This window comes from Pseudomonas lalucatii (assembly GCF_018398425.1).
Classification (GTDB): Bacteria; Pseudomonadota; Gammaproteobacteria; order Pseudomonadales; family Pseudomonadaceae; genus Aquipseudomonas; species Aquipseudomonas lalucatii.
The window spans coordinates 891,613-917,574 of sequence record NZ_JADPMV010000001.1; the positions used below are offsets into that span (position 1 = coordinate 891,613).

Consider the following 25,962-nt stretch of genomic DNA (forward strand, 5'->3'; position numbering starts at 1 on the left):
CGAGAGAATGACTATTACCTGCCATACAACAATTGACTGAACATTTGACCTGTTGCCCGGCTCGACGTACCGCCGGCGGCTTTTGCCCGCAAACGGCAGCGGCCTCCCAGCCTCCCAGCCTCCCAGCCTCCCAGCCTCCCGGAGGCTTCGCTCATCGTCCTCACGCCGCAAATCGGTAAGCGTAGCGATAGAGGCTCAACGCCCCTCCTGTCGCCCACTCTTCAGGCGAGTGCCCTCGAAAGCTCAATGAAACCTTGTCAGGCTGGAGCAAAGCGGCCGCTCATTGGAATGTTGGAAACTAGGTGCGCTTTATTGCGAGGATGAATACGCCATTCACGACTTCGAGGGCTATCGCCTCGGTGAATACGCAGGCCTGGAGAGCGCCCACGAGATCGCTTGCCTTATCGAGGAATACCCCGAGTTCGGCGGCGCCCTGTTCGTCCACTTCAACGACCTGGAGCAGGCGCGCAAAGCGGCCGAGGAAGACTACTGCGGCTGCTACACGTCGTTGGCCGACTACGCCCAGGACCTCAGAACGCCTGGCTGTAGAACAGTGAATAGGATTCGATGCCTTCGTTCGGCTGGCTAATGCCTGCGTTGGAATAGTGGATCGCGCGCAAGCCGACCTTGCGCTCGCCCGGCAGCTTCATCCCAACCCCCAGCCGGTCCTCGAAGTTGAATGAAGAACCTAGCTGCTGCTCGCCGACGTCCGTCTTGGAGAAGAACGCAACGCCGATCCCCGCTTCGATGTAAGGCGTGTAGCGCAAACCGCTGAATTCGTAGGTTAGTACCGGGCTGAACGACAGTGAGTGCGCGCCCGAAGCTTCGTCTCCACCCTCCCAATAGGTATAGGCGGCATCCCAATAGCCGCCCAGCTGCCCGGTTTCGCTCTGCCACCAGCGCTTGTCCCAGGCTTGCGCCAAGGCAGCTCGAAAGGTCATCTCGCCTTGGCCGGTTGCGCCGATGGCGCCCGAGAATTCGGCTGCCTGAACAGTGGGCCCGGCAAGTCCCAATGCGATTACGCCGGACAGGATGATGTTGCTTCGTTTCAAATCGGACTCCTTCTTTTCCAGTCACGAATATGGCCGCACGGAGCAGCCACTCTTTTCAGTTCGCGAAAGCAACAGGGTCGCCTTGGCGCCAGCCACCACCTAGAGACTTGTACAGCAGGACTTCCCTGTTCAGCTGCAATAGCTGATCACTCAGTAGTTGCCGTTGAGAGGCAAAGAGTTCGCGCTGAGCATCGAGTACGGTCAAGTACGCGTCCACGCCCTCGTCGTATCGCTGGCGCGCGAGCTGATAGTAGGCCTGGTTGTTCTCCACTAGGTCGCGCTGGGCCTTAACCTGCCCCCCAAGATTGTCACGCGCGGCGAGGCCGTCGGCGACTTCGCGAAAAGCGGTCTGGATGCTCTTCTCGTAGTCGGCGACGTTGATGTTCTTCTGCACCTCTGTGTAGTCCAGATTGGCCTTGAGTCGTCCGGCAGTGAAGATCGGAATGTTGATCTGCGGCATCAGGCTCCAGGTCCCCGAGCCTGCGTCGAACAGGCCGCTCAGCTCGCGGCTGGCAGTACCGGCCGCGCCGGTCAGGCCTATGCTCGGGAAGAACGCAGCCCGGGCCGCGCCGATATTGGCGTTGGCGGCGAGCAGGCGGTGTTCGGCGGCGCGAATGTCCGGCCGGCGCAGCAGCAGGTCCGCCGGCAAGCCGGCGGGGAAGTCGGCGAGCAGCTCGATGTTCGGCTTGTCGGCCTCTGGCAGGTCCGCAGGAATGCCGGTGCCGAGCAGCAGCTGCAGGGCGTTGGCGTCTTCGGCGATGCGCCGGGTATACAATGCCTTCTGCGTGCGGGCCTGATCGACTAAGGTGCGCGCCTGGCGCACGTCGAGCTCCGAGGCGGTGCCCGCTTCGGCGCTGGCTCTAATCAGTTCCAGACTCTGCCGGTAACTGTCCAGGGTGGCCTCGGTCAGCTTCAGCAGGGCCTGGTCGGTGCGCCAAGTGAAATAGGCGGTCGCCACATCGCCGACGAGGGCGATTTGCACGCTGCGCTGCGCCTCGGTGGTGGCCATGTATTGCTCCAACGCCGCGCGGCTGAGGCTACGGATGCGGCCGAAGACGTCCAGCTCGTAGGCGACGCCGAGCGACACGTCGTACTGGCTCTGGATGCCCGACTCGCCGGTCCGCGACAGGTCGTCCGGCAGGCGCTGGCGGACGCCGGCGGCGCCAGCGTCGATGGTGGGGAACAGCTCGGAGCGCTGGATGCGATACAGCGCCCGGTAGGCCTCGACGTTGAGGGCTGCATGGCGCAGGTCGCGGTTGTTGTCCAGCGCCACGCCGACCAGCTGGCGCAACGCCGGGTCAAGGAAGAACTGCTGCCAGCCCAGGAGGGCGGCGCTCACGCCGCCCTCCTGGGCCGGGTTGTAGGCCGCGCCCTGCGGCCAGTCGGCCGGAACCGGCGCCGGCGGGCGCTCGTAGTCCGGAATCAGGGTGCAGCCGCCCAGCGCCAGGGCGACCACCACGGTCAGAGCCTTGAGATTCATGCGGTTTCTCCTTCGACAACGACTGGCGACGTCTTGCGGCCTTCGAACAGCTTGACCACCACCACGTAGAACAGCGGCACGAAGAACACCGCGAGCACCGTGGCGGTGAGCATCCCGCCGACCACGCCGGTGGCGACCGAGTGCTGGCTGCCGGCGCCGGCGCCGGCGGCCAGCGCCATGGGCAGCACGCCGAAAGTGAACGCCAGGGAGGTCATGATGATCGGCCGCAGGCGCAGCTTCGCGGCCTCGATCGCGGCCTGCACCAGCGGCAGTCCTTCCTTCTCGTACAGCTCCTTGGCGAACTCGACGATGAGGATCGCGTTTTTCGCCGACAGGCCGACGGTGGTCATTAGGCCGATCTGGAAATACACGTCGGCGGTCAGGTCGCGCCACAGGGTCGCGAGCACCGCACCGAGGATGCCCAGCGGCACCACCAGCATCACCGACACCGGTACCGACCAGCTCTCGTAGAGGGCTGCCAGGCAGAGAAAGACGATCAGCACGGTGAGCGCGTAAAGCATGGGCGCCTGGTCACCGGTCTGGATTTCCTCATAGGAAAGACCGGTGTAGTTCAAACCGATGCCCGGCGGCAGCTCACGCATAATCTCGGAAATGGCGAGCATCGCGTCTCCGGTGCTGTAGCCGGGCGCCGGTTCGCCGAGAATCTCCACCGAGGAAATACCGCCGTAACGCTCCAGCTTCGGCGAGCCGAACACCCACTCGCCGGTGGCGAAGGCCGAGAACGGCACCATCTCGCCGAGAGCGTTGCGCACGTACCACTTGTCGAAGTCTTCCGGCGAGATGCGCGCGGTGTCTTCGCCCTGGATGTAGACGCGCTTGACCCGGCCACGGTCGATGAAGTCGTTGACGTACATGGAGCCCCAGGCCGCTGACATGGTCTCGTTGATCGAGGCGATGCTGACCTGTAGCGCACGGGCCTTCTCATCATTGATGTTGACCTGGAACTGCGGCTCGTCGTCCTTGCCGTTGGGGCGCACCGCGCGCAGCTTCGGATGCTGGTTGGCCAGTTGCAGGAACTGGTTGCGCGCCTCCATTAGTGCCCCGTGACCGCCCCCGGCGTTGTCCTGCAGATACAGGTTGAAGCCCATGGCGTTACCCATTTCCAGGATCGCCGGCGGTACGAAGGCCATTACGGTGGCGTCTTTGATCCCGGCGAAGTGGACGTTGGCGCGCTCGGCAATACTGAATACGTCCTGGCCTTCCTCCGCGCGCTGGTCCCAGTCCTTGAGCATGACCAGGCCCAGGCCGGAGTTCTGCCCGCGGCCAGCGAAGTTGAAACCGTTGACGGTCAGCGCCGAGTTGACCAGTTCGCCTTCTTCTTTCAGCAGGTAGTCACGCACCTGTTCCAGTACCGCTTCGGTGCGCTCGGCCGAAGAGTTCACAGGCATGCGCACCTCGACCATCATCAAGCCCTGGTCTTCGTTGGGTAGGAACGCCTTGGGAATCTGCGTGAACAGGTAGCCAGTGCCGGCAGTGATCAGCGCGAACGCCAACAGGTAGCGCCCGCGGTGCCTGAGCATGCCGCCGACACCGCGCTCGAAGCGGTTGGCGCCACGATCGAAGCTTCGGTTGAACCAGCCGAAGAAGCCTTTCTTCTCGTGGTGACCATCCCCTGTGGGCGCCTTGAGGACCGTGGTGCACAAGGCCGGCGTGAAGATCAATGCAACCAGCACAGACAGACCCATGCAGACCACGATCGTCACGGCGAACTGCTTGTAGATAATCCCGGCCGAGCCCCCAAAGAAGGCCATTGGTAGGAACACCGCCGACAGCACCATGCCAATGCCGATCAGCGCGCCTGAGATCTGCCCCATGGACTTGCGCGTGGCCTCAAGTGGCGAGAGGCCTTCTTCATGCATCAGGCGCTCGACGTTTTCCACCACGACAATGGCGTCATCCACCAGCAGACCGATGGCCAGCACCATGGCGTACATCGTCAGTACGTTGATGCTGAGGCCGAAGTACGGCAGCAGCGCAAAGGCACCGAGCAACACGACAGGCACCGCAAGGGTGGGAATGAGGGTGGCGCGAAAGCTCTGCAGGAACAGGAACATCACCAGGAACACCAGCACGACGGCCTCGACGATGGTGCTGATCACCGAGCTGATCGAGGCTTCCACCACCGGCGTGGTGTCGTAGGGATAGAGCACTTCAATGCCGTCCGGCAAATAAGCCTTCTGCTTCTCCATGACCGCCTTCACCGCTTCCACGGTTTCCAGGAGGTTGCCACCACTGGCCAGCCGCAAGGCCAGCCCGGCCGAGGGCCGGCCGTTGTGCTGGCTGGAGATCGAGAAGTTGTCTGCGCCCAGCTCCACTCTGGCCACGTCCTTCACCCGGATCTGCGCGCCGTCAGCCTTGACCTTGACGAGGATTTCCTCGAACTCGGCCGGCGAGGTCATGCGGGTTTTACCCAGCACGGTGGCGTTGAGCTGCACGCCGCTGCGTGTCGGTAGGCCGCCGAGCTGCCCGGAGGAAACCTGCACGTTCTGTTCGCGTATGGCGGCCGCCACGTCGCCTGGAGTCAACTGGTAGCTGTTGAGCTTGGCCGGATCGAGCCAGATGCGCATGGCGTTGGGCGAGCCGAACAGCAGGTAGTCGCCTACGCCATTGATGCGCGAAATGGGATCCTGCAGCTGCGCGGCGATCAGGTTGCCAAGGTCAAAGTTGCTCATCTTGCCCGTGGTGTCCACCAAGCCAATGATCAGGAAGAAGTTCTTCTGGTACTTCACGACTCGCAGGCCCTGGCGCTGCACTTCCTCGGGAAGCCTGGGTGTGGCCAGTTGCAGCTTGTTCTGCACCTGGACCTGGGCGATGTCCGGGTCGGTACCCTGCTCGAAGGTCACTATGATGGTCATGCTGCCGTCCGAGCTGCTTTCGGCAGACATGTAGCGGAAGCCGTCGAGGCCGCTGAGCTGCTGCTCGATGACCTGCACGACGGTGTCCTGCACGGTCTGCGCGGAGGCGCCGGGATAGGAAACCGCGATGGCAACCGCCGGGGCGGCGATGTTGGGGTACTGGCTGATCGGCATCTTTACCAACGACAGCGCGCCGGCGAGCATGGCGACGATGGCCAGCACCCAGGCGAAGATCGGCCGGTCAATGAAAAAACGGGACATGAACGTTCAGCTCCTCAGTTGAGCACTGCATCGGACTTGGGAGCGAACTCGGCGACCAGATCGACGTTTTCCGCCGCGACCGGCTTCACCGTGACGCCGCTGCGCACCCGATGGATCCCCTCGGTCACCACCTGTTCGCCACTCTGGATGCCCTTGCCGATCAGCCAGGCATTGCCGACAGTGCGCAGGGTCTCGACTTCGCGCAGCTCAACACTATTGTCCACCTTGACCACCCAGACGCTGGGCACACCGCGCGAATCGCGGCTCAACGCCTGCTGGGGCACCAGCAGTGCGTCCTGCTGGGTGCCTTCCTTGAGCAGCGCATGTACGAACATGCCCGGCAGCAGCTTGCGGTCCGGATTGGGGAACTCGGCCCGCAGGGTCACCGAGCCGGTGGTCGGATCGACACTGACCTCGGAGAATTTCAGGGTCCCCGGCAGCGGGTAGGCGCTGCCATCGTCCAGCGTCAGACTGACCTCGGCCTGGTTATCTCCAGAACGTTGCAGACGACCTGATTCCAAGGCGCGACGCAGGTCGAGCAGCTTGGTGATTGGCTGGTTGACGTCGACGTAGATCGGATCGAGCTGGGTAACGGTCGCCAGCTCCTGCGCCTGGCCATTGGTGACCAGCGCGCCCTCGGTGACGACCGAACGGCCGATGCGCCCGGAGATCGGCGCCAGCACCTTGGTGTACTGCACGTCAATGCGCGCGACCTGCACCTCGGCCTGAGCCTGCTTCCACGCCGCCATGGCGTCATCGTATTGCTGGCGGCTGACCGCGCTGGTCTTGAGCAACCGTTCATAGCGCTGGGCCAGGTTCTCGGCAGTGGTCAGGTTGGCCTCGGCGCGCGCCAGTCGCGCCTCGTAGGTGCGCGGATCGATCTGGTACAGCTGCTGCCCCTTCTTCACTTCCGTGCCTTCGGCGAATAGCCGCCGCTGCAGGATGCCCGTGACCTGTGGCCTGACCTCGGCGATGCGGTAGGCGCTGGTGCGCCCCGGCAGATCGGTAGTCAGCATCAACGGCTGCGCCTCGACCCGATAGACCCCCACTTCCGGCGCCGGCGCCGCGGTTTGCGCCTTGTCCGACTCCGCACATCCGGCCAGCAGCAGTGCCGCCAGCGGAACGGAGTGCCATGCGCGCGATTTAGCTTTTCGGTGAATCACCTGTTGTCTCCCCTGATGCACGAAAGGTTGTACCGTATTGCGGTCCAGTGTATCACTATGCGATTCATGACAAACAACTCGGAATATGTAACAGGTCTGAACGAAACGGCCGGCAACTCAGGTCGGCGACCTTGAACAATGCCTGTTCACTCTGGCGAAGCTGCTGGAAAATGCCCGCTGCCCAAGTGGGCGCAGCACATTGAGAGGACGCCATGACACAGACAGACCAGGCCGGTGAAGCCGGCCGGCACGGCGGTATTCAGGTAATCGCCCGCGCAGGAGCGATCATGCGGGCTCTGGGCGACAACCCCCAGGGACTGAGCCTGGCCGCCATCGCGCAGATCGTCGACCTGCCCCGCTCCACGGTGCAGCGCATCATCACCGCGCTGGAGGCCGAGTACCTAGTCGAGACCCTCGGCCCCGTTGGCGGCTTCCGCCTGGGGCCAGCACTCGGGCAACTGATCAGCCAGACCCAGACGGACATCATCACGTTGCTCAAGCCCTACATGCTCGAACTCTCCGAGCAGTTGGACGAGTCGGTTTGTGTCAGCACGCTGGTCGGGAACAAGGCCTACGTGGTCGACCGCGTCGTGGCCGAGCGAGAGCTGCGGGTGGTGTTTCCCATTGGTATCAAGGCGCCGGCCTATGCGACCGCGAGTGGCAAAGCGTTGCTGGCGGCGCTGTCCGATGAATGGATGCAACCGCTGCTGCCCGACCCGCTGCCGATCGTGACCCCCTGCACGCCTGACCGGATTACGCTGCTAGAACAGCTTGGCCAAATCGCTGAGGGCACCGTTGCCGAAGAGCACGGCGAGTTGATCGAAGGTCTCAGTTCGTTTGCGATCACGCTAGAAACCTATCTGGGTCGTTACTCAATTGCAGTCGTCGGACCGACCGCGCGCTTGGTGACTCGTCGTGAGCCATTTCAGCAGGCGCTGCACAGCTGCAAACAGAGCGTCGAGCGGGCCATCGGCCGACGCGCTTCGCATACATCCTGAGGCGAACGCATGGCTAGACGAACCGCTGCTGAGGCGGAACTGACCCGACGCAAGATTCTGATGGCTGCCAATGAAGTGTTCTGGGATGAGGGGGGCGATTCAGATAATGCCGCGCTGGCAACGGTGGTCAAGATGGCGGGCGTGACACGCGGTGCGGTCTATTGGCATTTCAAGGACAAGCACGCCATCTTGGGCGTTGGCGACGGCCGAGCGCATCGGCCACAACAAGGCGGCGGAGGCCCTGGCCAACAAACTGGTCCGCATATGCTGGGCGGTGTGGTGCCACGAACGACGCTTCAGCGGCGACTGGCACAGCGCAAGGCCCGCCTGACGGCGGGGGTAATCAGGAGGGCATGCAGGTTTTCGAGTGGTTGTGGTGAGAGGCGAGACTGTCGGAACAGGCAAGTCATTAATGCAAGAGGATTCGTCACGATGCAGGGGAAACGCTAAATGGGCTACGCGTGACATGGCTACCACCCTCTGGGAACAGGAAGGCACCGGCCGTTTTGGCGACAGTAAACCAGGCTCCCCTAGCGCCTGGTCGCGGGCCCGCCCCCCAGGTCGAGAAGCCGTCAGCGCATTGCCAAGGGATCCACCAAACCAGCGGCGATGGCCATTCCGACCAATTCCGGCAGGGTTTCAGCCTGCATGCGTTTCATCACTCGCGAGCGATACAGGTCGACCGTCTTGACGCTGATATCCAACTGCTCGGCCACCTCTCGATTGGTGTATCCACGCACCAGCGGCACCAGGACATCACGTTCGCGTGGGGTAAGACTGTCCAGGCGAGCCTGCACCTCAGCCAGGCGGGCATCATGGCGGACGGGCTGCGCACTTCTGCTCAACGCCTGCTGCACGCTGTCCAGCAGCAGCTGCTCGTTGTAGGGCTTCTCGATGAAGTCCACCGCCCCCGCTCTGAATGCCCGCACCACGATGGGTACGTCGGCGTGCCCGCTGACGAAGATCAACGGCAACTCGATGCCGCGTTGGCGCAGTTCTTCCTGTACGTTCAGCCCACCCATGCCTGGCATACGCACGTCGAGCAATACACAGGCATTGCGATCAGGCTCGCAGGCGTCGAGAAAGGCGCGGCCACTGGTAAAGGGCAATGCCTTGAGACCGACGGACTCCAGTAGCCAGACGGTGGAGTCAAGCATGCCCTGATCGTCGTCGACCACGTAGACCAGCTGTTCTTGTTGTTGCGGCATCTATCACTCCGGATGTTGTTCTGTTCGGGCCAATGGCAAACGACACTCGAGGCATAGACCGCCACCCTCTCCGGCTAAAGCCTCAAGAGATCCGCCGAAACCCTCGATGATGCTGCGACTCATCGACAGCCCCAGCCCCAGCCCTTCGGCCTTACTGGTGTAGAACGGGGCGAAGATGTGCTCGAGCTCGGCCTCGGCCACCCCACTTCCCTGATCCTGTACCCGAATGCAGAGTTCGCCCGCCACCTCCGCCCCAGACAGCTCAATCCGTGAGGGGTGATCAGGATGGGCCTCGCGGTTGGCCTCGATGGCATTGCGCAACAGGTTAAGCAGGACCTGCTCGAGCAACACCCGGTCAACATAGGCCGGCGGCAGATTGTCCGGGAATTGCTCCTCGATCGCCACCTGACAGCTATTTGCCTCCCATGCGCAGAGCCGCACCGCGCCACGCGCCACCTCACTCAAGTCGAGAGCCTGCATGCGACGCTGGCCCTTGCGCAGAAAAGCGCGCAAACGCTTGATTACCTCGGCCGCGTGATTCGCGTGCTCGGTGATACGGGCCAGCCCCTGGCCTATCCGTTCGCCGGCCTGGGGGTTGTCGCCCAGGCTCTGCAGATAGCGCTGGCTGGCGCAGGCATAATTGACCACCGCCGCCAGCGGCTGATTGATTTCATGAGCAATGCCGGACGCCAGTTCGCCAAGGGTCACCAACCGCGCAGTATGTGCCAGTTCGTCCTGGTGCCGACGCTGCTGAGTCTCGCGCAGTTCACGTTCACTCATGTCCCGCGCGACTAGCGAGTAGTAACGCTCGCCACCGGCAGCACGATGTGCCAGCAGTACCAGCGACACGGGCAATGCAGCACCGCCGCCCGGTGGCTGTAGACGTGAATCGATATTCCACACCCCGCACTGCTCGGCAGTGCTCCAGCCCTCACACGCCAAGCGCGCCCAGTCATCGCGGGGCAGAAACTCGTCCAGCGCAGGTACCGGCTGCTGCTGCTCCAACTGCAGCGCGCGGCGCGCAGCCGGATTAAGGAAGGTGACACGCTTCTGCGAGTCGATGAACAACACCAGATCGGTATTGGCCTCGACCACCTCGGCAAGCCGCCGTCTGTTTTCCTCGGCATGGACCCGCGCGGTGATGTCCCTCGACACGCTGACCACCTCGACAACCGAGCCGGTGTAGGTTTCACGTATGCCCCGGCTGGCAGTCTCGAACCACAGGTAGTGACCGTCTCGGTGACGGATCCGGTAGGTCATGGTGTGGTAGCCGTCTGGTGCGCTGTACCAGGTCTACACCAGCCCCGGTCGGGTCACGGCGATCAACCTGCAGGCCGGCGAAGAGCTGGTCACCGTGGCAGCGGGCGATACCGTGCGCTGGATCGTCGGCGACACCTCCAGCGGCAGCGGCGAAGAACTGCGGGTCAGCGTGCTGATCAAGCCGACCCGAACCGACCTCAAGACCAATCTGGTGATCACCACCACGCGGCGCACCTACCTGATCGAGCTGAGCTCCACCGAGCACGCCTGGATGGCCTCGGTGTCCTGGGACTACCCCAAGGACCGCATGCTCGCACTGCAGCGTCGTGCCAGTGCCGCGCAAGTGGCGGCACCTGTGGGCGCCGGCCTGGCGCTGGAGCAGCTGCGCTTTCGCTATGCCATCAGCGGCGGCAACCCGCCGTGGAAGCCACTGCGCGCCTTCGACGACGGGCGCAAGGTGTATATCCAGTTCCCCGCCGGCATTGCCCAGGGCGAGTTGCCGCCGCTGTTCGTGATCGGCCCGGAAGGTGACGGGCAACTGGTGAACTACCGCTTCCGCTCGCCCTACTACATAGTCGACCGCCTGTTCGGCGCGGCCGAGTTGCGCCTGGGCGCCGACGAGGGCGATGTGGTGCGGATCGAGCGCACCGATGGCGTGGCACGGAGGCCCTGAGCATGAATGCCAAGGACGACAGTCAAACCGCGGCGCCTTCGCCGCTGCCCAAGGAGGCACCGGAGTCGCTGGAGCTGCGGGCGCAACCGCGCCCGGTCACCCGCCTCAATCCGCGCATGCTGGCGGTACTGGTCGGAGGACTGGCCAGCGCGGTGCTGGGCGCCATGCTGTGGTCGCTGCAGCCCCAGCCGCGACGCCAGGGCGCGGAGCAGACCGAGCTGTACAACGTCGAGCGCATCGCCCGCTCCGAGGGCCTGGAGCAGCTGCCCGCCGACTACTCGCAACTGCCTCCCCCCGCCGCACCCGAGGTGCCGCAGCTGGGTCCGCCCCTGCCCGGTGACCTGGGTGGTGCCATTCTCAGGGCCGAGCAGCAGGCGCAGGGCTATGGCTACGGCCAAGCCGGTCCCGACCCGGCCGAGGCCGAACGCCTGGCCAGGCTCAAGGAAGCCGAGGAAGCGGCGCTGTCCTCGGTGTTTTTCCAGACTGGCAGCGCGAGGAAATCGAACGCTGCATCCACTGGGGGCGCCCAACTCGATCCCGAGATCCTGGGTGCAGTGCCGTCAGCCATGGTAGCCGGAGTATCTGGAACACCAGCCCAGCAGGAGCAGAACGAGGCGTTCCTCAGTAAATCCGTAAATGCACAAATCCGTAATTCCGGATTGCTGCAGATGCCCGACTCGCCCTACCAGGTGATGGCCGGCACCGTCATCGCGGCGGCCCTGGTCACCGGGATCAAGTCGGACCTGCCCGGTGATGTGATCGCCACCGTGACCGAGCCGGTCTACGACAGCGCCACCGGCCAGCATGTGCTGATCCCCCAGGGCTCGCGCCTGCTCGGCCGCTACAACAGCCAGGTGAGCTACGGGCAGAGTCGCGTGCAGGTGGTGTGGCAGCGGGTGATCCTGCCGGACACCTCGTCCTTCCAACTCGACAACCTGGTCGGCAGCGACGCCGCCGGCTATGCCGGCCTGGAGGATGGCGTCGACTGGCACTGGGACCGGATCGTCGCCGGCGCAGCCATGACCAGCCTGCTGGGCATCGGTGCCGAGTTAGCGGCGCCTGAAAGTCGCACCGACGGCGACCGCATCATTATCGCCGGACGCGACAGCCTGCAGGACACGGTGAACCAGGTCGGCCAGGAGGTCACCCGCCGCAACCTCGATATCCAACCCACGCTGACCCAGCGCCCCGGCTTGCCCCTGCGCGTGATCGTCAACCGCGACCTGGTGCTGCGCCCCTACCAGTCCTTCTCCACTCAACAGAGGAACCCGCAATGAGCACGCCCAAGCTGCGCCTCGGCCCGCTGCCGAAAACCGAGAGCCTGAAGCTGACCTTCACCTGCCCCGCCAGCCTGAAGGCCGACCTCGAGCGCTACGCCTCGCTGCACTCGCAAGCCTATGGCGAAGAGGTCGATGCCCTGACGCTCATTCCGCACATGCTGGAGGCGTTCATGGCGAGGGATCGGGTATTCAGAAGACGTGGTACCGCGACCTGAAGACCGAGTGTTTTCCCCAGGCAGGCCGCCTGTCACGACTTTCTTCCAGAGAGGCTGATCACAACGATGAGCAGGGCCTTCGCCAGAAAAGCCACTCGGACGAATTTGACCCGAATAAATTAAGAAAAAATCGGTAGAATCGGCATAAGTGAGGATTTTCTTGTCTCAATCAAGAAAATCTGGTGATCCGAGTCAAGCGAAAGGATTTTTGACATGCACCTAGTCGGTTACGCCTGGCTACGCGAAGCCATGCAGTTGTCTGCATTCCCCTTGCGCCTGCCAGCCATTGTGCAACCTGTCACTCGCTTGAAGAAGATAGGCCAGACCTTGGCTGTACCACCTGCCACCGCGCCGGGAGCCGATGATTTGCTCGGCCACATTCTATTTGCCCTGAAGCACGAGGGGATCAATCTTGCCATTCTGGCCCAGGCTCTCCCCAAGATACCAGTCACAACCCTGGAGAATGCCCTGCAAGAGGCGCCCAACGGTATCTACATTCGCAAGGCGTGCTATCTGAGGGAAGCGTTTACTGGCGAGGAGGTTCCTCAGCATGCGCCGGTTCGAGGCGCCTTCGTACCGCTCTTCGATCCCAGGCACTACGTGACCCGCCCGGGAGCGAGAAACTCGCGATGGAGGGTTGAGTTCAACGGCCTCGGCAACATGCACTACTGCGCCACCGTGGAAAGAACCACCAGGCTGAACGAGCTTCAGGAACACGACATTCTTGGCCGGGCAAAAGCCTTCATGGAGTCCCTGCCACCGATCATGATGGATCGGGCGATCAACTGGGCCTATTTACATGAGACCAAGGACTCGTTCGCTATCGAACGCGAAGCGCCGAGCGAGGACAAGTCGCGGCGATTTATTCAACTGCTACGCCAGGCACATGAGCGACAGCCTCTGACCGAGGAGTATCTGGTGGCGTTGCAGAACGCCACAGTATCGAACCCTTATGATCTAGCTGCGGCATTCAGGCACGAACAAAACCACCTCGCAGGAGCGCTTCAGGGGGCTGCGGGGGTAACTTACGTTCCCCCATCACCAGAGCTGTGCCGCGAATTGATGGAAAGCCTCATGCAGTTTGCGAATGAGGCACCCAGCCAGATCGACCCGCTGGTAGCAGCTGGAATCATCTCCTTCGGTTTCGTATTCCTCCACCCCTTCATGGATGGAAACGGACGCCTTTCCCGATTCTTGATCCACCAGGCACTTTGCCGGGCAGGTGCCTTGGAGAACGGCCTTCTACTTCCAGTGTCAGTGGCTATGAAACGTGAGGAGCGCCTGTATCTGGAGGCCTTGCAGGGATTCTCCCGCCCAGCCCGGGATTTTTGGGATGTGCAATGGATCGACTTTGGCAAGTTAACTTTCGACTTCCGAGGCGATGCGGCGATTTACCGCTATTGGGACGCAACTGCCTGCGTCATCTTCACCATGGAAATGGCTCAGCACGCCCTAGAGGTCGAACTCCGGGAAGAAGCCGCTTTCCTAGAGTGCTACGACAAGGTCTACAGGACTGTGGATGAGCGGTTCGACATCCGCGGCAGCGACTTGGCTAATCTGGTGATGATGTGCCTGACCAATGATGGCTTTGTTTCAAAACACCGCCGTAAGCAATACCAGTACACGGTCCCCACTGAAGCCTTCGACTACATCGAACAGATTGCCCAACAAGTACTTTGCGAGCAACGTGCAGCTCAAGAAGAACGCCCATGATCGTATCTACTAAGCCGTAGCTGAGCGGAACAAAAAGTAGACGGAAAAATAACAGTCGGCTCTGCGGAAGCCATCCAGCACTATCTATACGTGGTTTTTAAGAGCTATATTAATAGGATACTACCCACATACGAAAGGAAAGATGCCACATGTCAAAACTTGCCGAATTTCGTGCCCTTGAACAGCAGCTGGCCGCTCAACTGGCAGAACTGGAAGCACTCAAGAAAGACGATGGCCTGAAAAAGGAAATGGAGTTTGAGGAAAAGCTTCGCGCCTTGATGTCGAAATACGACAAGAGCCTGCGCGATATCATCGCCATCCTTGACCCGCAAACCAAAGTTACCAAACCCGCGAAGCAGGATGCCGGGCCGCGCCGACCTCGCCAAGTAAAGCGCTACAAGAATCCCAAGACAGGTGAGGTTGTGGAAACCAAGGGTGGCAACCACAAAATCCTGAAAGCCTGGAAAGAAGAGTTCGGCGCCGACGTGGTTGAGGGCTGGCTGCAGTAGCACCAACACGCCCAAAGGCGCCGTATTTCCTACGGCGCCAATGCCCCGCCTCAGAGACGCCCTTTCCCTCGCCTGCCTGCGACACAGCTGGTTTGCCTCTAGAAACGTTGCCCCTAGGCTGGACCCACTGGAGTTGTGCGGTGGCACGGAGCGATGAAAACACTGTTTTTGCTGATGGCGCAGTACGAAGGGCAGGCAATAGTCCCACTCGATCGAGTTTGTCAGGACTATTTTTCACACCTCAGCCCCGAGATGTTCCAGCGCAAGGCTTTGCAAGGCGCACTGCCCATCCCTATCGTGCGCATGGAACCAAGCCAAAAGTCTGCCAAGGGCGTGCACCTTGAGGATCTAGCCGCTTATCTCGACGCCCAGCGACTAGAGGCGATCAGGGAGCGGGATCAACTCAGCGGCGGCCGCCGCGCCGGGAGAGCCCGTTGAGCGTACGATCACCAAACTTTACGCTTGATGCCAGTACCTTCGGCAACCATTTCCATCCGTTATAGGGATCGCCGCGCCCATTCAGGTGGGTATAGCGTCGCAACGAATTCCAGTCCCTATGACCAGAAACACTTGCCACACGAGGGATATCCCACCCCATTTGGAATAGCCGACTGACGCCGTCGTGGCGAAGGTCGTGAAAGTGCAAGTCCTTAATTCCAGCACACTCGCAAGCTCGACTCCAGGCGGTGGACACCGACTCACTGTTGTAAGGGAAAATTTCGTCGCATAAACGCGGCATGCTCTGCACGATTGACCAGGCTTCGTCAGGCAGATGACACCAGACGTTGTTGCCGATCTTGTCGCCCGGGTTCTTCATGTCCCGCACCATCACCGACTGCCGAGACCCATCGAGATCATCCCAGCGGATACGACAGATTTCCTCCTGTCGCCTAGTGGAAAATATGGCGAAGCATGACACCTTCAACATATTGATAGACGTTGGTCGAGCCTCGAGAACCCTCTCAAACTCTGCAAATATCAAATTCAGCTCATTCAGCGTCGGTCGGCGATCGCGTTCGCGACTCTTCAGCTTGTAGCCCAACTTGGTCAGCACTTTCCGCGCATCCGCCATCGCATGCGGGTCGATCTCGCACCCCCAAGCAGGACGGGCTACGGATAGCACGGCGCCGAGATGGGCAAGGTCATTGCCCGCGGTCTGCGGCCGGACGCCACCACCCTCGTCACTCATGCGCCATAGGGCGTAGTCCACCAGCACCTGAGCGCTCACCCGGCGATCCTCGCACTCACCCAGATAGGTCTTGGCGATGGCCTCGAGAGTCGCCTTCTTGGTCTTGCCGATAGGCCTGGCTTTGCCGTATTCCTCAAGATATCTCTCGATCATAGAGGCCACAGTGGTGCCCGAGAAATTCGCCCGCTCGATAGCACCTGGCTCATCCAATTCGGTCTCGCGACGCTTGGCCCAGGCTTGCGCGGCCTGCTTGCGGGCGAAAGTCTGGCTCTCTTGGTAGACTTGCATGCCGTTTTTCTTGATACGGATCTGCGCGGTATAGCGGAGCGAGCCGTCCGCGCTCTTTCGGGCTCGAATGGTTGCCACAGTGGTACGCCCTCCTGGCCGGTGGTACAAACGAACTTTGCGGTGGTACATTTTACCACCACCTCAAGAAAAACGCTCTGAAAGCCCCGAAAACCCGGCGGAAACGCGACCAGCCCAATGCCTCTAGAATCAGCCTCAACACCAGCAACCACGCGCCCTTCCCTGTCTCGCCGCTTCTCCGTGGCGCCGATGATGGATTGGACCGACCGGCACTGCCGGTTCTTCCTGCGGCAACTGTCCACGCACACCCTGCTCTATACCGAGATGGTCACCACCGGCGCCTTGCTGCACGGCGACAGTGCGCGCTTCCTGCGCCACGACGAGGCGGAATATCCCCTGGCCCTGCAGCTGGGCGGCAGCGTGCCGGCGGAACTGGCGGCCTGCGCCAGGCTGGCCGAGGCCGCCGGCTACGACGAGGTCAACCTGAACGTCGGCTGCCCCAGTGACCGGGTGCAGAACAACATGATCGGTGCCTGCCTGATGGCCCACCCGGCGCTGGTCGCCGAGTGCGTCAAGGCCATGCGCGATGCGGTGAGCATTCCGGTCACGGTCAAGCACCGTATCGGCATCGACGGGCGCGACAGTTATGCCGAGCTATGCGACTTCGTCGGCCAAGTATGCGAAGCCGGCTGCGAGAGCTTCACCGTGCACGCGCGCATCGCCATCCTCTCCGGCCTGTCGCCGAAGGAGAACCGCGAGGTGCCACCGCTGCGCTACGAGGTGGCGGCGCAAATCAAACGCGACTTCCCGGATCTGGAGATCATCCTCAACGGCGGCATCAAGACGCTGGATGAGTGCCGGAGCCACCTGCAGACCTTCGACGGTGTGATGCTCGGCCGCGAGGCCTACCACAACCCCTACCTGCTGGCGCAGGTGGATCGACAGCTGTTCGGCTCAGAGGCGCCGGCACTGAGCCGCTTCGAGGCCATGCAATCGATGCGCGACTATATCGCCGCGCACCTGGCCGAAGGCGGCAGCATGCACCACATCACCCGCCACATGCTCGGCCTGGCCCAGGGCTTCAAGGGCGCACGGCGCTTCCGCCAGCTGCTATCGGTGGACATCCACAAGACCGCCGAGCCCCTGGCGCTGTTCGATCAGGCCGCGCTCTTGCTGCAAGGCCACTAGTCGCCGTTGAGCCGCTCAAGCGGCTCGGGTAAGGTCATGGCATCTGCAACGACAAGGCCGCGTCATGACCTCCAAGCTGGATCAACTCAAGCAGTTCACTACCGTAGTCGCCGACACCGGCGACCTCGATGCCATCGCCCGACTGAAGCCGGTCGACGCCACCACCAACCCTTCCCTGCTGCTCAAGGCCGCGGGCATGCCGCGCTACGCCGAGCTGCTGCGCAGCGCCGTCTCCGCCAGCGATGGCGACCTCGACCTGGCCTGCGACCGCTTCGCCGTGGCGGTCGGCCAGGAGATTCTCAAGGTGATTCCCGGGCGCATCTCCACCGAGGTGGATGCGCGCCTGTCGTTCGACACCCAGGCCACCCTGCGCCGCGCCGAACGCCTGATCGAACTGTACGAACAGGCCGGCATCGGCCGCGAGCGGGTGCTGATCAAGATCGCAGCGACCTGGGAGGGCATCCGCGCCGCCGAGCAGCTGGAGAAGGCCGGCATCCAGTGCAACCTGACCCTGCTGTTCGCCTTCGCCCAGGCCCAGGCCTGCGCCGAAGCCGGAGTATTCCTGATCTCGCCCTTTGTGGGGCGCATCTACGACTGGTACAAGAAGGCCGAGGGCCGCGACTTCGTCGGCGCGGAAGATCCCGGCGTACAGTCGGTCACGCGCATCTACGACTACTACAAGGCCAACGGCTACTCGACCGTGGTAATGGGCGCCAGCTTCCGCAACCTCGGCCAGATCGAGCAGCTGGCCGGCTGCGATCGCCTGACCATCAGCCCGGAACTGCTGCAGCAACTGGCCGACGACCAGGCCCCGCTGCAGCGCATGCTGGGCAGCGACAGCGCCGCCGAGCCCCGCGATTCAATGGACGAGGCCCGGTTCCGCTGGGCACTCAACGAGGACGCCATGGCCACGGAAAAACTCGCCGAGGGCATTCGTCTGTTCGCCCGCGACCAGGAGAAACTGGAAAGCCTGCTGGCCGGCCTGGCCTGAACGTACTGCGGGGCGCCGACTCGCATCGGACGCCCCGCCACAGTGTGCAGAGGGCTCGCGCTCAGCGATGTTCGAGGGCGCTGACCAAGTCGTGGAAGGCTTCGCGATTGGACTCGTTCAGCCCCATGAGGATGCGGTGCGCCTCCAGCACCTTGGCCCGCACGACCTCCTCCGACTGATCCTGCGACGGCAGGTCGGCCAGGCATTCCGGACAGGGGATCGGCTTGTTGACGATATTGAACACCTGATCGAAGCCCATCGACTGCAGCAGGCGGGTGATGTCCGCGTGGGTGGTGACCACGGTCGGCAGCAGGCCGATCTTCTGCCGCGAGAGGATCGACAGCTTCGCCAGCAGGCCCAGGGTCGTACTGTCGATGCTGCGGGTTTCCGTCAGGTCGATGACGATGGCGGAGAAATTCAGCGCGCTGAAGATCTTCTCGATGGTGGCGTCCAGCGCCGAGCAGAGGGTCAAACGCACCTCGCCGACAAACTTCAGGACGAAGGTGCCGTCCTGTTCGGCGAATTGGATTCTACCGGGGCTCATCCCAGGATTCATGCAAGGTTCCTGCTTAACACCAGCAAGGCGATATCATCCGGCATATCCTCCAGATTGGCCAGCCCGAGCACTTGGCGCAACCCGTCCAGGGTGCCCCCCGCCGAGGCGACCAGTTCCGGCAGAGCGGTTTCCTTTTCCTTCAGGGTATCGCCCGGCAACAGATCGAGAATTCCGTCCGACAGCAGCGTCAGGCTGAACGACTCGGGCAGCTCGAGCACATGGTCGCTGTAGTCGGCCTCCTCGAACAGGCCTACCGGCAGGCCGCGGCCGTTCAGGTACTGCGCCTTGCCCTCGCTGAACAGCACCGGCAGCGGCAGATGGCCGCCGATGCTGTAATGCAGCTGGCCGCTCTGCTCGTCGATCACCCCGCCGAGCATGGTCACATGCTTGCCCAGCTTGCAGTTGATCAAGCCGCGGTTGATATGACCAAGTACCTCGGACGGCTTGAACTGGCGCAAGCGCCCACCGCGCCGCGACTCGTAGAGCAGCCGCGTGGTCATGAACTTCAGCAGCACGGTGACGAAGGCCGAGGATGCTCCGTGACCGGAAACATCGGCGAGATAGAAGGCCACGCGTCGCTCATCGACCCGGAAGTAGTCGACGAAATCACCGGACAGATAGAGCGACGGGATGATCTGGTGGGCGAACTGCAGGCCATCGACCTGCCATGGGGTGACCGGCAGCATGTTGATCTGCACCTGGCGCCCGGCGTTCTGGTCCTCCTGCAGCAGGTGCAGGCTGGCTTCCAGCTCGCGGTTGGCGGCCTCCAGCTTCTCGCGGTAGCGCTGGTTCTCCTGACGCAGGTGCGCACGATCCAGGGCGCGGCGCACCGAATGTTCCAGCACCGCGAGGTCTTCCAGGGGCTTGATCAGGTAGTCGGCGGCGCCCAGGCGCAGGGCCTCGACCGCATCGGTCATGACCCCCGCGCCGGAGACCACGATGACCGGCGTCTCCACGCCCAGCGCATTGATGCGGCGGATCAACTCCAGACCATCGACCTGGGGCATGCGCAGGTCGCAGACCACCACATCCGGCTGCTCGCGCTGAAACACTTCGAGGCCCTGAAGGCCATTGGCGGCCTGCAGGACGTTGAAACCACTGTCTTCCAAATAGGCCGCGAGGCTCGCGCGCACTACTTCGTCGTCATCGATGATCAGCAGTGTGGCACTGGTTTTGTGCATGGGATATCCAGGCAAACTGCGCCGGGGATGGAGGTAAACGTCAGGTCGAAACCTGCCCGCGCATACTCGGTTCGCGTTAAGGCGCTGACGGTACTCCCATCCTCTGCCCGATTCAAGCGCGCTCCGATCATCGCCCCGCGACTTTACACCCGAAATCGGCCGAGGTTATAAGGGCGGCAGGAGAGCGCCACAATAAGAGGACGGGCCCATGAGCCAAAGTGATCGTGACTACAGCGAAAAACGCGACTACATCCGCATGCGCCTGGAGGCGCCGGTCACCCTGCATGGCCCCGACGGGGAGATCCCGGCGCTGTGTCTCGACCTGTCGAGCACAGGCATGCAACTCGAGGCCGCGTCGGCGCTGAAGATGGGCGATCAGGTCCGGGTACACATCGCCTCCGAGCACAACGCACTCAAGGGGCTGGATGCCCAGGCCGAGGTCGTCAGGGTCAGCGAGCTGGACAACGGCCGCCAAGCCCTCGGCCTGGCGATCATCTCGATGAACTGAAGAAGAGTCTTTGGCGAGCAAGCAAAAGGCGGCCCAGGGCCGCCTTTTTCAATGCATCCGTACCAGCAAGCTACTCAGAAGTCGTCCTCGACCTGGCCGTCCTGCACCCGGAACTCGCGATTCTGCAGGTAGGCGTTGCGCACGAACAGGTACTTGTCGCCGCTGATCAGTCTCTCGGCGGACAGCAGGCTGGCGCGGGTGTCGATGACGTCCACGCCACGGGTGAGGTTGCGCGTCGGCACATGCCCCATGTAGGGATAGGGCTCCAGGAAGGCGTCCGGCACCTTGCCGGCCGCGTCGCGGATGGTGCTCGGGCCGAGCAGCGGCAGCACTACATAGGGTCCGCTACCCAGCCCCCAGGCGCCGAGGGTCTGGCCGAAGTCCTCGTCGTTTCTCTGCAGCCCCATCTGGCTGGCGACGTCGAAGAAGCCGAGCAGGCCGAAGGTGGTGTTGAAGATCACCCGGCCGGTGTCCACACCGGCATCGTGGAACTTGCCCTGCAACAGGTCGTTGGCCAGGTTGCCGATATCGCCGAGGTTGCCGAAGACGTTATGCACACCGTCCTCGAGAAAGTCCGGGGTCACCGCCTGGTAACCCTGGGCCAAGGGCTTGAGCGCGTAGGTGTCGACAGTGTCGTTGAAGCGGAAGATGGCCCGGTTGAACCCTTCCCAGGGATCCTCCTCGGCCGCTTGCGCCGCCAGCGGAAGCAGCACCAGGCCGGCACACAGCATCAGGCGGCCCAGACGCTCAATCCAGTTCACTCCGAATACACACATCGCAGTCGCTCCTTGAGTACAAAACAGTGGGCAGCCCGCAGGCGGCCATCGAGGCCGCGCAGTATAAGGCCTACACCACCCTATAGGCAGCATAGCGGACCGCGGCCAGGCGAAATCCAGTACCGCCCACCACAGCGGCACGAGACGTCCGGCTCACGCGCTCGCCCACTCGGCGCCGAATGGCACGTCGCAAACCGGTCATCGCCTCGTCATCTTCGGCCGCTAACCTGGACTAGACCATCATCATGGATGACAGCCATGCCTACATCCGCCACCCCTCCCGCCTTCTCCGCCCTGTTGTTCGGCCTGTCCGGCTGCCTGGTCGACTTCGGTGCGCGCACCCTGCCCCTGAGCCTGCAACGCCTGTATCCAGAGGGCGGCGACGGCCAGACGAATCTCGAACAAGTGCTCCGCCGCACGCCGCAGCCCCCTGAGCGCCGAGCCCTTGAGCAGGCGCTCGGCGAAGCGGCCGGCGAACATGCCGAGCCCACGCCCGGGGCGAGTGCGCTGCTCGACGACCTGTACCGACGGAACCTGCCATGCGCCTGGCTCGACGAACTGCCACACGAGGCCAGCATCCGCCTGGCCGAGCCCCTGCCCGGCTGGCTGCCGGGCATCCCGAGGAATGAGGTGATTCGCCCCTGGCCCGCGCCGGATGCCTGCTGGCACGCCTTGATGCGCCTGCAGGTGACGCAACTGGACGGCTGCGTGCTGATCAGCGGCGAGCCGCGCCTGCTGCAGGCCGGCCTGAATGCCGGGCTCTGGACCATCGGCCTGGCTGCCTGCGGCCCCCTCTGCGGCCAGGCCCCGGCGGACTGGCGCGCGCTCGACCCGGTCGAGCGCGACAGGTTGCGCACCCAGGCGACCCTGACGCTGTATCGCCTGGGCGTGCATTCGGTGATCGACCAGCTCACCGAACTGGGTCCCTGCCTGGCGGACCTCAGTGCCCGCCGGCAGAAAGGCGAGAAACCATGACCTTCGTCGCCGCGCACTTCATCGACCAGCTCGACGAGCTCTTCGGCAGACATGGGCATGAGCCCTACGGCGAAGCCATCAGCCAGCGCCTTCCTGCACACGCCCTTTGCCCGGCAGGCCCTGGAACTGCGTCGCCTGGACGACCTGGGCAAGGACCCGACCTCGCAGACACCGCCGCTGGAGCACTATTACCCGCGCCTCGAGCGCCTGCTCGAGCCTTGATCCAGAGCAAGCAAAGCGACGCCGCTTGGATTACCCTTGAAGACAAGCACCGACCTTTCGCCGTCGCGCAGAGTCAATGCTTTTGCCTTATCCGAAAAGGGAGAGCCCTATGCCTGCAAATCGTCTGCAGCAGCAACTGGAAGAACTGCGCAAGCAACTGGCCGAAGGCCCGCCGCTCAGCGAAGAAGAGCGCGCCTCGCTATTCCTGCTGACCCAGGAAATCGAGTTGCAGCTGGCCCGCCAGGCCGCAGCCGCGCCGGATGCCACGCTGGTCGACGGAGTCAACCTGGCCGTGGAACGCTTCGAGGCCAGCCACCCGACCCTGGCCGGCACCCTGCGCAATATCCTGCAGAGCCTCGCCAACATGGGGATCTGATGCCCCAGCCGAGCGGCCGCCCATGAAAAACCCCAGCCGCGGCTGGGGTTTTTCGTCACTGGCGCACCAGGCGCCGATTGTCCGGCTGGATCGCCGCGCTGCTGCGGTAGGGATTGATATCCAGCCCCCCGCGCCGCACATAGCGCGCGTACACCGTCAGCCACTCGGGCTTGAGCAGACGCAGAAGATCGAGATAGATGCGCTCGACGCATTGCTCGTGAAAGTCCGCATGCTGGCGGAAGCTCACCAGGTAGGCCAGCAGGCTGGCCGGCTCCAGCGCCGGGCCACGGTACTGCACCACCACGCTGCCCCAGTCCGGTTGCCCGGTGACCGGGCAGTTGGATTTCAGCAGATGGCTATGCAGGCTTTCCTCGACTGTCCGCCCCGGCACGCAGCGCAGTAGCTGCGGCTGTGGCTGGGCGTAGTTGCTGATGGCCACGTCCAGCTCATCGATGCACTGCCCCGGCAGTGTCGCCACACCCTCGGCGGCCACTTCGGCGAGACTGCGCACGCGCACGCCGACCGCCTTGCCGGCGGCGGCCGACAGGTCCGCCTGCAGCACGGCCTGCAGTGCGGCCGTATCGGCGAATACCGTCTGATTGAGCGAGTTGAGATAGAGCTTGAAGGACTTCGACTCGATGATATTGGGCGAGTCCGCCGGGATGGCGAATTCGCCGATCGCCACCACCGGCTTGCCCGAGGGCAGCAGCCAGGACAGTTCGAAGCAGTTCCAGAAGTCCACCCCCTGATAGGGCAGGGTCGCGGCCGTCAGGCCCAGCTCGGCCCACTTCGGCGCGCGCGGTATGGGAAACAGCAAGGACGGCGTGTAGGTGGCGATGTATTCGCTGGCTTTGCCCAGGGGCGAATCTTCGGCGGCAGGGTGCATGGCGAGGACCTGAATAAGCGGAACGAAGCGATTGTATACAAAAAAGCCGACAGCTTCAGCGCCGGCTGCGCCCAGGGGGCCTGCAGCCGGCGTTCGCCCTCAGGCCAGCTCGCCCACCAGTGCGGCCAGGGCCTGGGCCGGATCGGCGGCCTGACTGACCGGGCGACCGATCACCAGGTAATCCGAGCCGGCCTCCAGCGCCTGGCGCGGGGTGAGGATGCGCCGCTGATCGTCCTCGGCGCTGCCGGCCGGGCGAATGCCCGGGGTCACCAGCTGCAGCGCCGGGTGGGCCGACTTCAGCGCCCGCGCCTCCTGGGCGGAACATACCAGGCCGTCCAGCCCGGCCTGTTCGGCCAGCCCGGCGAGGCGCAGCACCTGCTCCTGCGGCTCGACATCCAGCCCCACGCCCGCCAGGTCCTCGCGCTCCATGCTGGTCAGCACGGTGACGCCGATCAGCAGCGGGACCCGCCCGCCCTGCTGGTCCAGGGTCTCGCGGCAGGCCGCCATCATCCGCAGGCCACCCGAGCAGTGCACATTGACCATCCAGACACCCAGCTCGGCGGCGGCCTTGACCGCCATCGCCGTGGTATTGGGAATGTCGTGGAATTTCAGGTCGAGGAAGACCTCGAAACCCTTGTCGGCCAGGGCGCCGACGATTTCCGGCCCGCAGCGGGTGAACAGCTCCTTGCCGACCTTGACCCGGCACTGCCGGGGATCGAGCCGGTCGGCCAACGCCAAGGCGGCGGCGCGGGTCGGAAAATCCAGGGCAACGATGATCGGAGTCTGGCAAGCGGACATGGGCGGGCTCTCTGGCAAGGGAAATCGGCGCGCATTGTAACGGAAGCCAGGCCTGCCTGCCGCCCCGGCGATCCGGCCACCGCCCGAGCCGCCGTGACGCTCACTCGAGCAGGGCGCGCACGCGCGCGGCGCAGGCGCTTGTGCAGTTCAGTCGCACCCGGGCCAGCCCCAACCAGAGTGCCAGCGTGCGCAGGTTCTCGGCCAAGGCGATCACGCCCCGCTCATCCAACCCGGGCGGCTCCTCGTGCACGGCGTATACCGCCAGCTGTAGCGTCTTGCGCTCGGCCCGCAGGTCCAGCCGCGCCGCCAGCCGCTCGTCATGCAGGAACGGCAGCACGTAGTAGCCGTAGACCCGCTTGTGCGGTGGCGTATAGAGCTCCAGGCGGTAGCGGAAGTCGAACAGCCGCTCGGTGCGTGCGCGGGCCCAGATCAACGAGTCGAACGGCGACAGCAAGGCGCTGGCCGCCACCCGGCGCGGAATCCTCGGCGGTCCCAGGCAATAACCCGGCTGCGTCCAGCCCTGCACCTGCAGTCGCTGCAGTTCGCCGGCCTCGAGCAGTTCCGCCAGGCGCGCGCGCGTGTCGGCCAGGTCCAGGCGATAGTAGTCCCGCAGGTCGCTCTCCGTGGCGATACCCAGCGCCCGGGCCGCACGCAGCAGCAACTGGCGCTGGGCATCGGCCATTGTCATGGCCGGCCGAGCCAGGACGTCGGCCGGCAACACGCGCTCCGGCACGTCATAGAGTCGTTCGAAACCGCGCCGCGCCGCGACTGTCAGCTCGCCGGCGGCGAACAACCACTCCAGCGCATGTTTCTCCGCGCTCCAGCCCCACCAGGCGCCACCACTCCCCGGCCCGGATGCCAGGCTGCCGGCGCCCAGGGCGCCGCGCTCCCGCACGGCCTGCAGCACGCGGCGAATCAGCGGTTGCTGGTCACGGCCGAACTGCGCGAGCCCCTTGTAGATGCCCTCGCCGTTGCGCGCCCGCTGCATCCGCCAGTGCAGCAGCGGATAGCAGGACAGGGGCAGCAGGGAGGCCTCGTGCCCCCAGTATTCGAACAGGCGGCGCTGACGCCCCGCGCCCCAGGCTGCCCGCTCCAGCAAGGCGCGCTCATAGGGGCCCAAGCGGGAGAACAGCGGCAGGTAGTGGGAACGGATCAGGGCGTTCACCGAGTCGATCTGCAGGACGCCGAGTCGCTCGATCGACTCAAGCAGGCGGCGCCGATCGACCGCGGCCAACGGCGCGCGGCCAAAACCCTGAGCCCTCAGGGCCAGGCGACGTGCCGCGCGAAGAGACAGGGACGGGTTCATCGGCATTCATGCTAGC

At 63.7% G+C, this 25,962-nt stretch carries 25 protein-coding genes and 4 pseudogenes; 16 read left to right on the forward strand and 13 right to left on the reverse strand.

Annotation, left to right across the window (positions count from 1 at the left end; genetic code table 11):
* The first annotated feature begins 283 nt into the window (after positions 1-283).
* Entirely contained in the window at positions 284-589 is a 306-nt protein-coding gene (locus I0D00_RS03795) for an antirestriction protein ArdA (protein WP_246533171.1), read from the forward strand.
* Here I0D00_RS03795 and I0D00_RS03800 read toward each other — a convergent pair.
* Genes I0D00_RS03800 through I0D00_RS03815 form a run of 4 tightly spaced genes read right to left on the reverse strand, consistent with a single transcriptional unit; the run spans position 531 to position 6,829 of the window.
* A complete protein-coding gene (locus I0D00_RS03800) occupies positions 531-1,052 on the reverse strand; it encodes an acyloxyacyl hydrolase (protein ID WP_213638419.1) in 522 nt (173 codons plus the stop codon). The genes I0D00_RS03795 and I0D00_RS03800 overlap by 59 nt on opposite strands.
* Before the next feature lie 55 nt (positions 1,053-1,107).
* On the reverse strand, positions 1,108-2,532 hold the full coding sequence (adeC, locus tag I0D00_RS03805) for an AdeC/AdeK/OprM family multidrug efflux complex outer membrane factor (protein WP_213638420.1): 1,425 nt from the start codon (positions 2,530-2,532) through the stop codon (positions 1,108-1,110).
* Entirely contained in the window at positions 2,529-5,669 is a 3,141-nt protein-coding gene (locus I0D00_RS03810) for an efflux RND transporter permease subunit (RefSeq protein WP_213638421.1), read from the reverse strand. Before I0D00_RS03810 ends, adeC begins: the two co-directional genes overlap by 4 nt.
* A 14-nt stretch (positions 5,670-5,683) precedes the next feature.
* Positions 5,684-6,829, reverse strand: coding sequence for an efflux RND transporter periplasmic adaptor subunit (locus tag I0D00_RS03815; protein WP_420850794.1), 1,146 nt, complete (start codon positions 6,827-6,829; stop codon positions 5,684-5,686).
* A gap of 215 nt (positions 6,830-7,044) precedes the next feature.
* Here I0D00_RS03815 and I0D00_RS03820 point away from each other — a divergent pair, with 215 nt between their 5' ends.
* The 3 genes and pseudogenes from I0D00_RS03820 to I0D00_RS03830 all read left to right on the forward strand — a co-directional run.
* Positions 7,045-7,830: an IclR family transcriptional regulator gene (locus I0D00_RS03820; RefSeq protein WP_213638423.1), complete on the forward strand. Its 786-nt coding sequence runs from the start codon at positions 7,045-7,047 to the stop codon at positions 7,828-7,830.
* A gap of 60 nt (positions 7,831-7,890) precedes the next feature.
* A pseudogene (locus I0D00_RS21810) lies at positions 7,891-7,962 on the forward strand (hypothetical protein); the annotation flags it as partial.
* Positions 7,963-8,020: 58 nt separating this feature from the next.
* Positions 8,021-8,161: pseudogene (locus I0D00_RS03830) on the forward strand (IS110 family transposase); the annotation flags it as partial.
* 241 nt (positions 8,162-8,402) lie between these two features.
* Here I0D00_RS03830 and I0D00_RS03835 read toward each other — a convergent pair.
* Together I0D00_RS03835 and I0D00_RS03840 are read right to left on the reverse strand one after the other, a co-directional pair.
* Positions 8,403-9,038 (reverse strand): response regulator transcription factor, encoded by a 636-nt coding sequence (locus I0D00_RS03835; protein WP_213638424.1) that lies wholly within the window; start codon positions 9,036-9,038, stop codon positions 8,403-8,405.
* A 3-nt stretch (positions 9,039-9,041) separates the two neighbouring features.
* A pseudogene (locus I0D00_RS03840) lies at positions 9,042-10,313 on the reverse strand (PAS domain-containing sensor histidine kinase); the annotation flags it as partial.
* A 1-nt stretch (position 10,314) separates the two neighbouring features.
* Here I0D00_RS03840 and trbG point away from each other — a divergent pair.
* The 6 genes and pseudogenes from trbG to I0D00_RS03870 form a co-directional block, all read left to right on the forward strand.
* A pseudogene (trbG, locus tag I0D00_RS03845) lies at positions 10,315-10,971 on the forward strand (P-type conjugative transfer protein TrbG); the annotation flags it as partial.
* Between the two features lie 2 nt (positions 10,972-10,973).
* The gene (locus I0D00_RS03850) at positions 10,974-12,248 is read left to right on the forward strand and encodes a TraB/TrbI/VirB10 family type IV secretion system protein (protein WP_213638426.1); all 1,275 of its coding nucleotides are present in this window, start codon (positions 10,974-10,976) and stop codon (positions 12,246-12,248) included.
* Positions 12,245-12,466, forward strand: coding sequence for a DUF2274 domain-containing protein (locus tag I0D00_RS03855; RefSeq protein ID WP_213638427.1), 222 nt, complete (start codon positions 12,245-12,247; stop codon positions 12,464-12,466). Before I0D00_RS03850 ends, I0D00_RS03855 begins: the two co-directional genes overlap by 4 nt.
* A 213-nt stretch (positions 12,467-12,679) precedes the next feature.
* Positions 12,680-14,179 carry a Fic family protein gene (locus I0D00_RS03860; RefSeq protein ID WP_213638428.1) on the forward strand — a complete coding sequence of 500 codons (1,500 nt, stop codon included), beginning with the start codon at positions 12,680-12,682 and terminating at the stop codon, positions 14,177-14,179.
* Positions 14,180-14,328: 149 nt separating this feature from the next.
* Positions 14,329-14,688 (forward strand): histone-like nucleoid-structuring protein, MvaT/MvaU family, encoded by a 360-nt coding sequence (locus tag I0D00_RS03865; RefSeq protein ID WP_213638429.1) that lies wholly within the window; start codon positions 14,329-14,331, stop codon positions 14,686-14,688.
* A gap of 153 nt (positions 14,689-14,841) precedes the next feature.
* A complete protein-coding gene (locus I0D00_RS03870; RefSeq protein WP_213638430.1) occupies positions 14,842-15,126 on the forward strand; it encodes a pyocin activator PrtN family protein in 285 nt (94 codons plus the stop codon).
* Here I0D00_RS03870 and I0D00_RS03875 read toward each other — a convergent pair.
* Positions 15,092-16,243 carry a tyrosine-type recombinase/integrase gene (locus tag I0D00_RS03875; protein ID WP_213638431.1) on the reverse strand — a complete coding sequence of 384 codons (1,152 nt, stop codon included), beginning with the start codon at positions 16,241-16,243 and terminating at the stop codon, positions 15,092-15,094. The two genes, I0D00_RS03870 and I0D00_RS03875, sit on opposite strands and share 35 nt — an antisense overlap.
* A 117-nt stretch (positions 16,244-16,360) precedes the next feature.
* Here I0D00_RS03875 and dusA point away from each other — a divergent pair, with 117 nt between their 5' ends.
* Both dusA and tal read left to right on the forward strand, forming a co-directional pair.
* Positions 16,361-17,371, forward strand: coding sequence for a tRNA dihydrouridine(20/20a) synthase DusA (gene dusA, locus I0D00_RS03880; RefSeq protein ID WP_213638432.1), 1,011 nt, complete (start codon positions 16,361-16,363; stop codon positions 17,369-17,371).
* A gap of 64 nt (positions 17,372-17,435) precedes the next feature.
* Positions 17,436-18,362 carry a transaldolase gene (gene tal / locus I0D00_RS03885; RefSeq protein WP_213638433.1) on the forward strand — a complete coding sequence of 309 codons (927 nt, stop codon included), beginning with the start codon at positions 17,436-17,438 and terminating at the stop codon, positions 18,360-18,362.
* A gap of 61 nt (positions 18,363-18,423) precedes the next feature.
* On the opposite strand, the gene rssC is transcribed toward tal, so the two are convergent.
* On the reverse strand, positions 18,424-18,906 hold the full coding sequence (gene rssC / locus I0D00_RS03890) for an anti-sigma factor antagonist RssC (RefSeq protein ID WP_213640216.1): 483 nt from the start codon (positions 18,904-18,906) through the stop codon (positions 18,424-18,426).
* Positions 18,907-18,914: 8 nt separating this feature from the next.
* Positions 18,915-20,099, reverse strand: coding sequence for a two-component system response regulator RssB (gene rssB, locus I0D00_RS03895; RefSeq protein WP_213638434.1), 1,185 nt, complete (start codon positions 20,097-20,099; stop codon positions 18,915-18,917).
* A gap of 208 nt (positions 20,100-20,307) precedes the next feature.
* On the opposite strand from rssB, the gene I0D00_RS03900 reads away from it, so the two are divergent.
* Positions 20,308-20,607, forward strand: a complete 300-nt coding sequence (locus tag I0D00_RS03900) for a PilZ domain-containing protein (protein ID WP_213638435.1) — start codon at positions 20,308-20,310, stop codon at positions 20,605-20,607.
* Positions 20,608-20,681: 74 nt separating this feature from the next.
* On the opposite strand, the gene I0D00_RS03905 is transcribed toward I0D00_RS03900, so the two are convergent.
* Positions 20,682-21,338: an MlaA family lipoprotein gene (locus tag I0D00_RS03905; RefSeq protein ID WP_246533229.1), complete on the reverse strand. Its 657-nt coding sequence runs from the start codon at positions 21,336-21,338 to the stop codon at positions 20,682-20,684.
* Between the two features lie 303 nt (positions 21,339-21,641).
* Here I0D00_RS03905 and I0D00_RS03910 point away from each other — a divergent pair, with 303 nt between their 5' ends.
* From I0D00_RS03910 to I0D00_RS03920, 3 genes are all read left to right on the forward strand, one after another.
* Positions 21,642-22,358, forward strand: coding sequence for an HAD superfamily inactivated hydrolase PcrP (locus I0D00_RS03910; RefSeq protein WP_213638437.1), 717 nt, complete (start codon positions 21,642-21,644; stop codon positions 22,356-22,358).
* Positions 22,359-22,415: 57 nt separating this feature from the next.
* Positions 22,416-22,580 carry a hypothetical protein gene (locus I0D00_RS03915; RefSeq protein ID WP_213638438.1) on the forward strand — a complete coding sequence of 55 codons (165 nt, stop codon included), beginning with the start codon at positions 22,416-22,418 and terminating at the stop codon, positions 22,578-22,580.
* Between the two features lie 109 nt (positions 22,581-22,689).
* A complete protein-coding gene (locus I0D00_RS03920; RefSeq protein WP_213638439.1) occupies positions 22,690-22,956 on the forward strand; it encodes a DUF4404 family protein in 267 nt (88 codons plus the stop codon).
* Positions 22,957-23,011: 55 nt separating this feature from the next.
* Here I0D00_RS03920 and queF read toward each other — a convergent pair whose 3' ends face one another.
* The 3 genes from queF to I0D00_RS03935 form a co-directional block, all read right to left on the reverse strand.
* Positions 23,012-23,842: an NADPH-dependent 7-cyano-7-deazaguanine reductase QueF gene (gene queF / locus I0D00_RS03925; protein ID WP_213638440.1), complete on the reverse strand. Its 831-nt coding sequence runs from the start codon at positions 23,840-23,842 to the stop codon at positions 23,012-23,014.
* Between the two features lie 99 nt (positions 23,843-23,941).
* Entirely contained in the window at positions 23,942-24,640 is a 699-nt protein-coding gene (pyrF, locus tag I0D00_RS03930; RefSeq protein WP_213638441.1) for an orotidine-5'-phosphate decarboxylase, read from the reverse strand.
* Between the two features lie 100 nt (positions 24,641-24,740).
* Positions 24,741-25,952, reverse strand: coding sequence for a winged helix-turn-helix domain-containing protein (locus I0D00_RS03935; protein WP_213638442.1), 1,212 nt, complete (start codon positions 25,950-25,952; stop codon positions 24,741-24,743).
* Between the last annotated feature and the right edge of the window lie 10 nt (positions 25,953-25,962).

What these genes read in the sequence shown, in the direction of transcription:
- adeC (WP_213638420.1), bottom strand. Translation starts at nt 2,532, where the DNA reads ATGAATCTCAAGGCTCTGACCGTGGTGGTCGCCCTGGCGCTGGGCGGC.
- I0D00_RS03810 (WP_213638421.1), bottom strand. Translation starts at nt 5,669, where the DNA reads ATGTCCCGTTTTTTCATTGACCGGCCGATCTTCGCCTGGGTGCTGGCC.
- I0D00_RS03820 (WP_213638423.1), top strand. Translation starts at nt 7,045, where the DNA reads ATGACACAGACAGACCAGGCCGGTGAAGCCGGCCGGCACGGCGGTATT.
- I0D00_RS03835 (WP_213638424.1), bottom strand. Translation starts at nt 9,038, where the DNA reads ATGCCGCAACAACAAGAACAGCTGGTCTACGTGGTCGACGACGATCAG.
- I0D00_RS03850 (WP_213638426.1), top strand. Translation starts at nt 10,974, where the DNA reads ATGAATGCCAAGGACGACAGTCAAACCGCGGCGCCTTCGCCGCTGCCC.
- I0D00_RS03855 (WP_213638427.1), top strand. Translation starts at nt 12,245, where the DNA reads ATGAGCACGCCCAAGCTGCGCCTCGGCCCGCTGCCGAAAACCGAGAGC.
- I0D00_RS03860 (WP_213638428.1), top strand. Translation starts at nt 12,680, where the DNA reads ATGCACCTAGTCGGTTACGCCTGGCTACGCGAAGCCATGCAGTTGTCT.
- I0D00_RS03865 (WP_213638429.1), top strand. Translation starts at nt 14,329, where the DNA reads ATGTCAAAACTTGCCGAATTTCGTGCCCTTGAACAGCAGCTGGCCGCT.
- I0D00_RS03870 (WP_213638430.1), top strand. Translation starts at nt 14,842, where the DNA reads ATGAAAACACTGTTTTTGCTGATGGCGCAGTACGAAGGGCAGGCAATA.
- dusA (WP_213638432.1), top strand. Translation starts at nt 16,361, where the DNA reads ATGCCTCTAGAATCAGCCTCAACACCAGCAACCACGCGCCCTTCCCTG.
- tal (WP_213638433.1), top strand. Translation starts at nt 17,436, where the DNA reads ATGACCTCCAAGCTGGATCAACTCAAGCAGTTCACTACCGTAGTCGCC.
- rssC (WP_213640216.1), bottom strand. Translation starts at nt 18,906, where the DNA reads ATGAGCCCCGGTAGAATCCAATTCGCCGAACAGGACGGCACCTTCGTC.
- rssB (WP_213638434.1), bottom strand. Translation starts at nt 20,099, where the DNA reads ATGCACAAAACCAGTGCCACACTGCTGATCATCGATGACGACGAAGTA.
- I0D00_RS03900 (WP_213638435.1), top strand. Translation starts at nt 20,308, where the DNA reads ATGAGCCAAAGTGATCGTGACTACAGCGAAAAACGCGACTACATCCGC.
- I0D00_RS03905 (WP_246533229.1), bottom strand. Translation starts at nt 21,338, where the DNA reads ATGCTGTGTGCCGGCCTGGTGCTGCTTCCGCTGGCGGCGCAAGCGGCC.
- I0D00_RS03910 (WP_213638437.1), top strand. Translation starts at nt 21,642, where the DNA reads ATGCCTACATCCGCCACCCCTCCCGCCTTCTCCGCCCTGTTGTTCGGC.
- I0D00_RS03915 (WP_213638438.1), top strand. Translation starts at nt 22,416, where the DNA reads ATGAGCCCTACGGCGAAGCCATCAGCCAGCGCCTTCCTGCACACGCCC.
- I0D00_RS03920 (WP_213638439.1), top strand. Translation starts at nt 22,690, where the DNA reads ATGCCTGCAAATCGTCTGCAGCAGCAACTGGAAGAACTGCGCAAGCAA.
- queF (WP_213638440.1), bottom strand. Translation starts at nt 23,842, where the DNA reads ATGCACCCTGCCGCCGAAGATTCGCCCCTGGGCAAAGCCAGCGAATAC.
- pyrF (WP_213638441.1), bottom strand. Translation starts at nt 24,640, where the DNA reads ATGTCCGCTTGCCAGACTCCGATCATCGTTGCCCTGGATTTTCCGACC.
- I0D00_RS03935 (WP_213638442.1), bottom strand. Translation starts at nt 25,952, where the DNA reads ATGCCGATGAACCCGTCCCTGTCTCTTCGCGCGGCACGTCGCCTGGCC.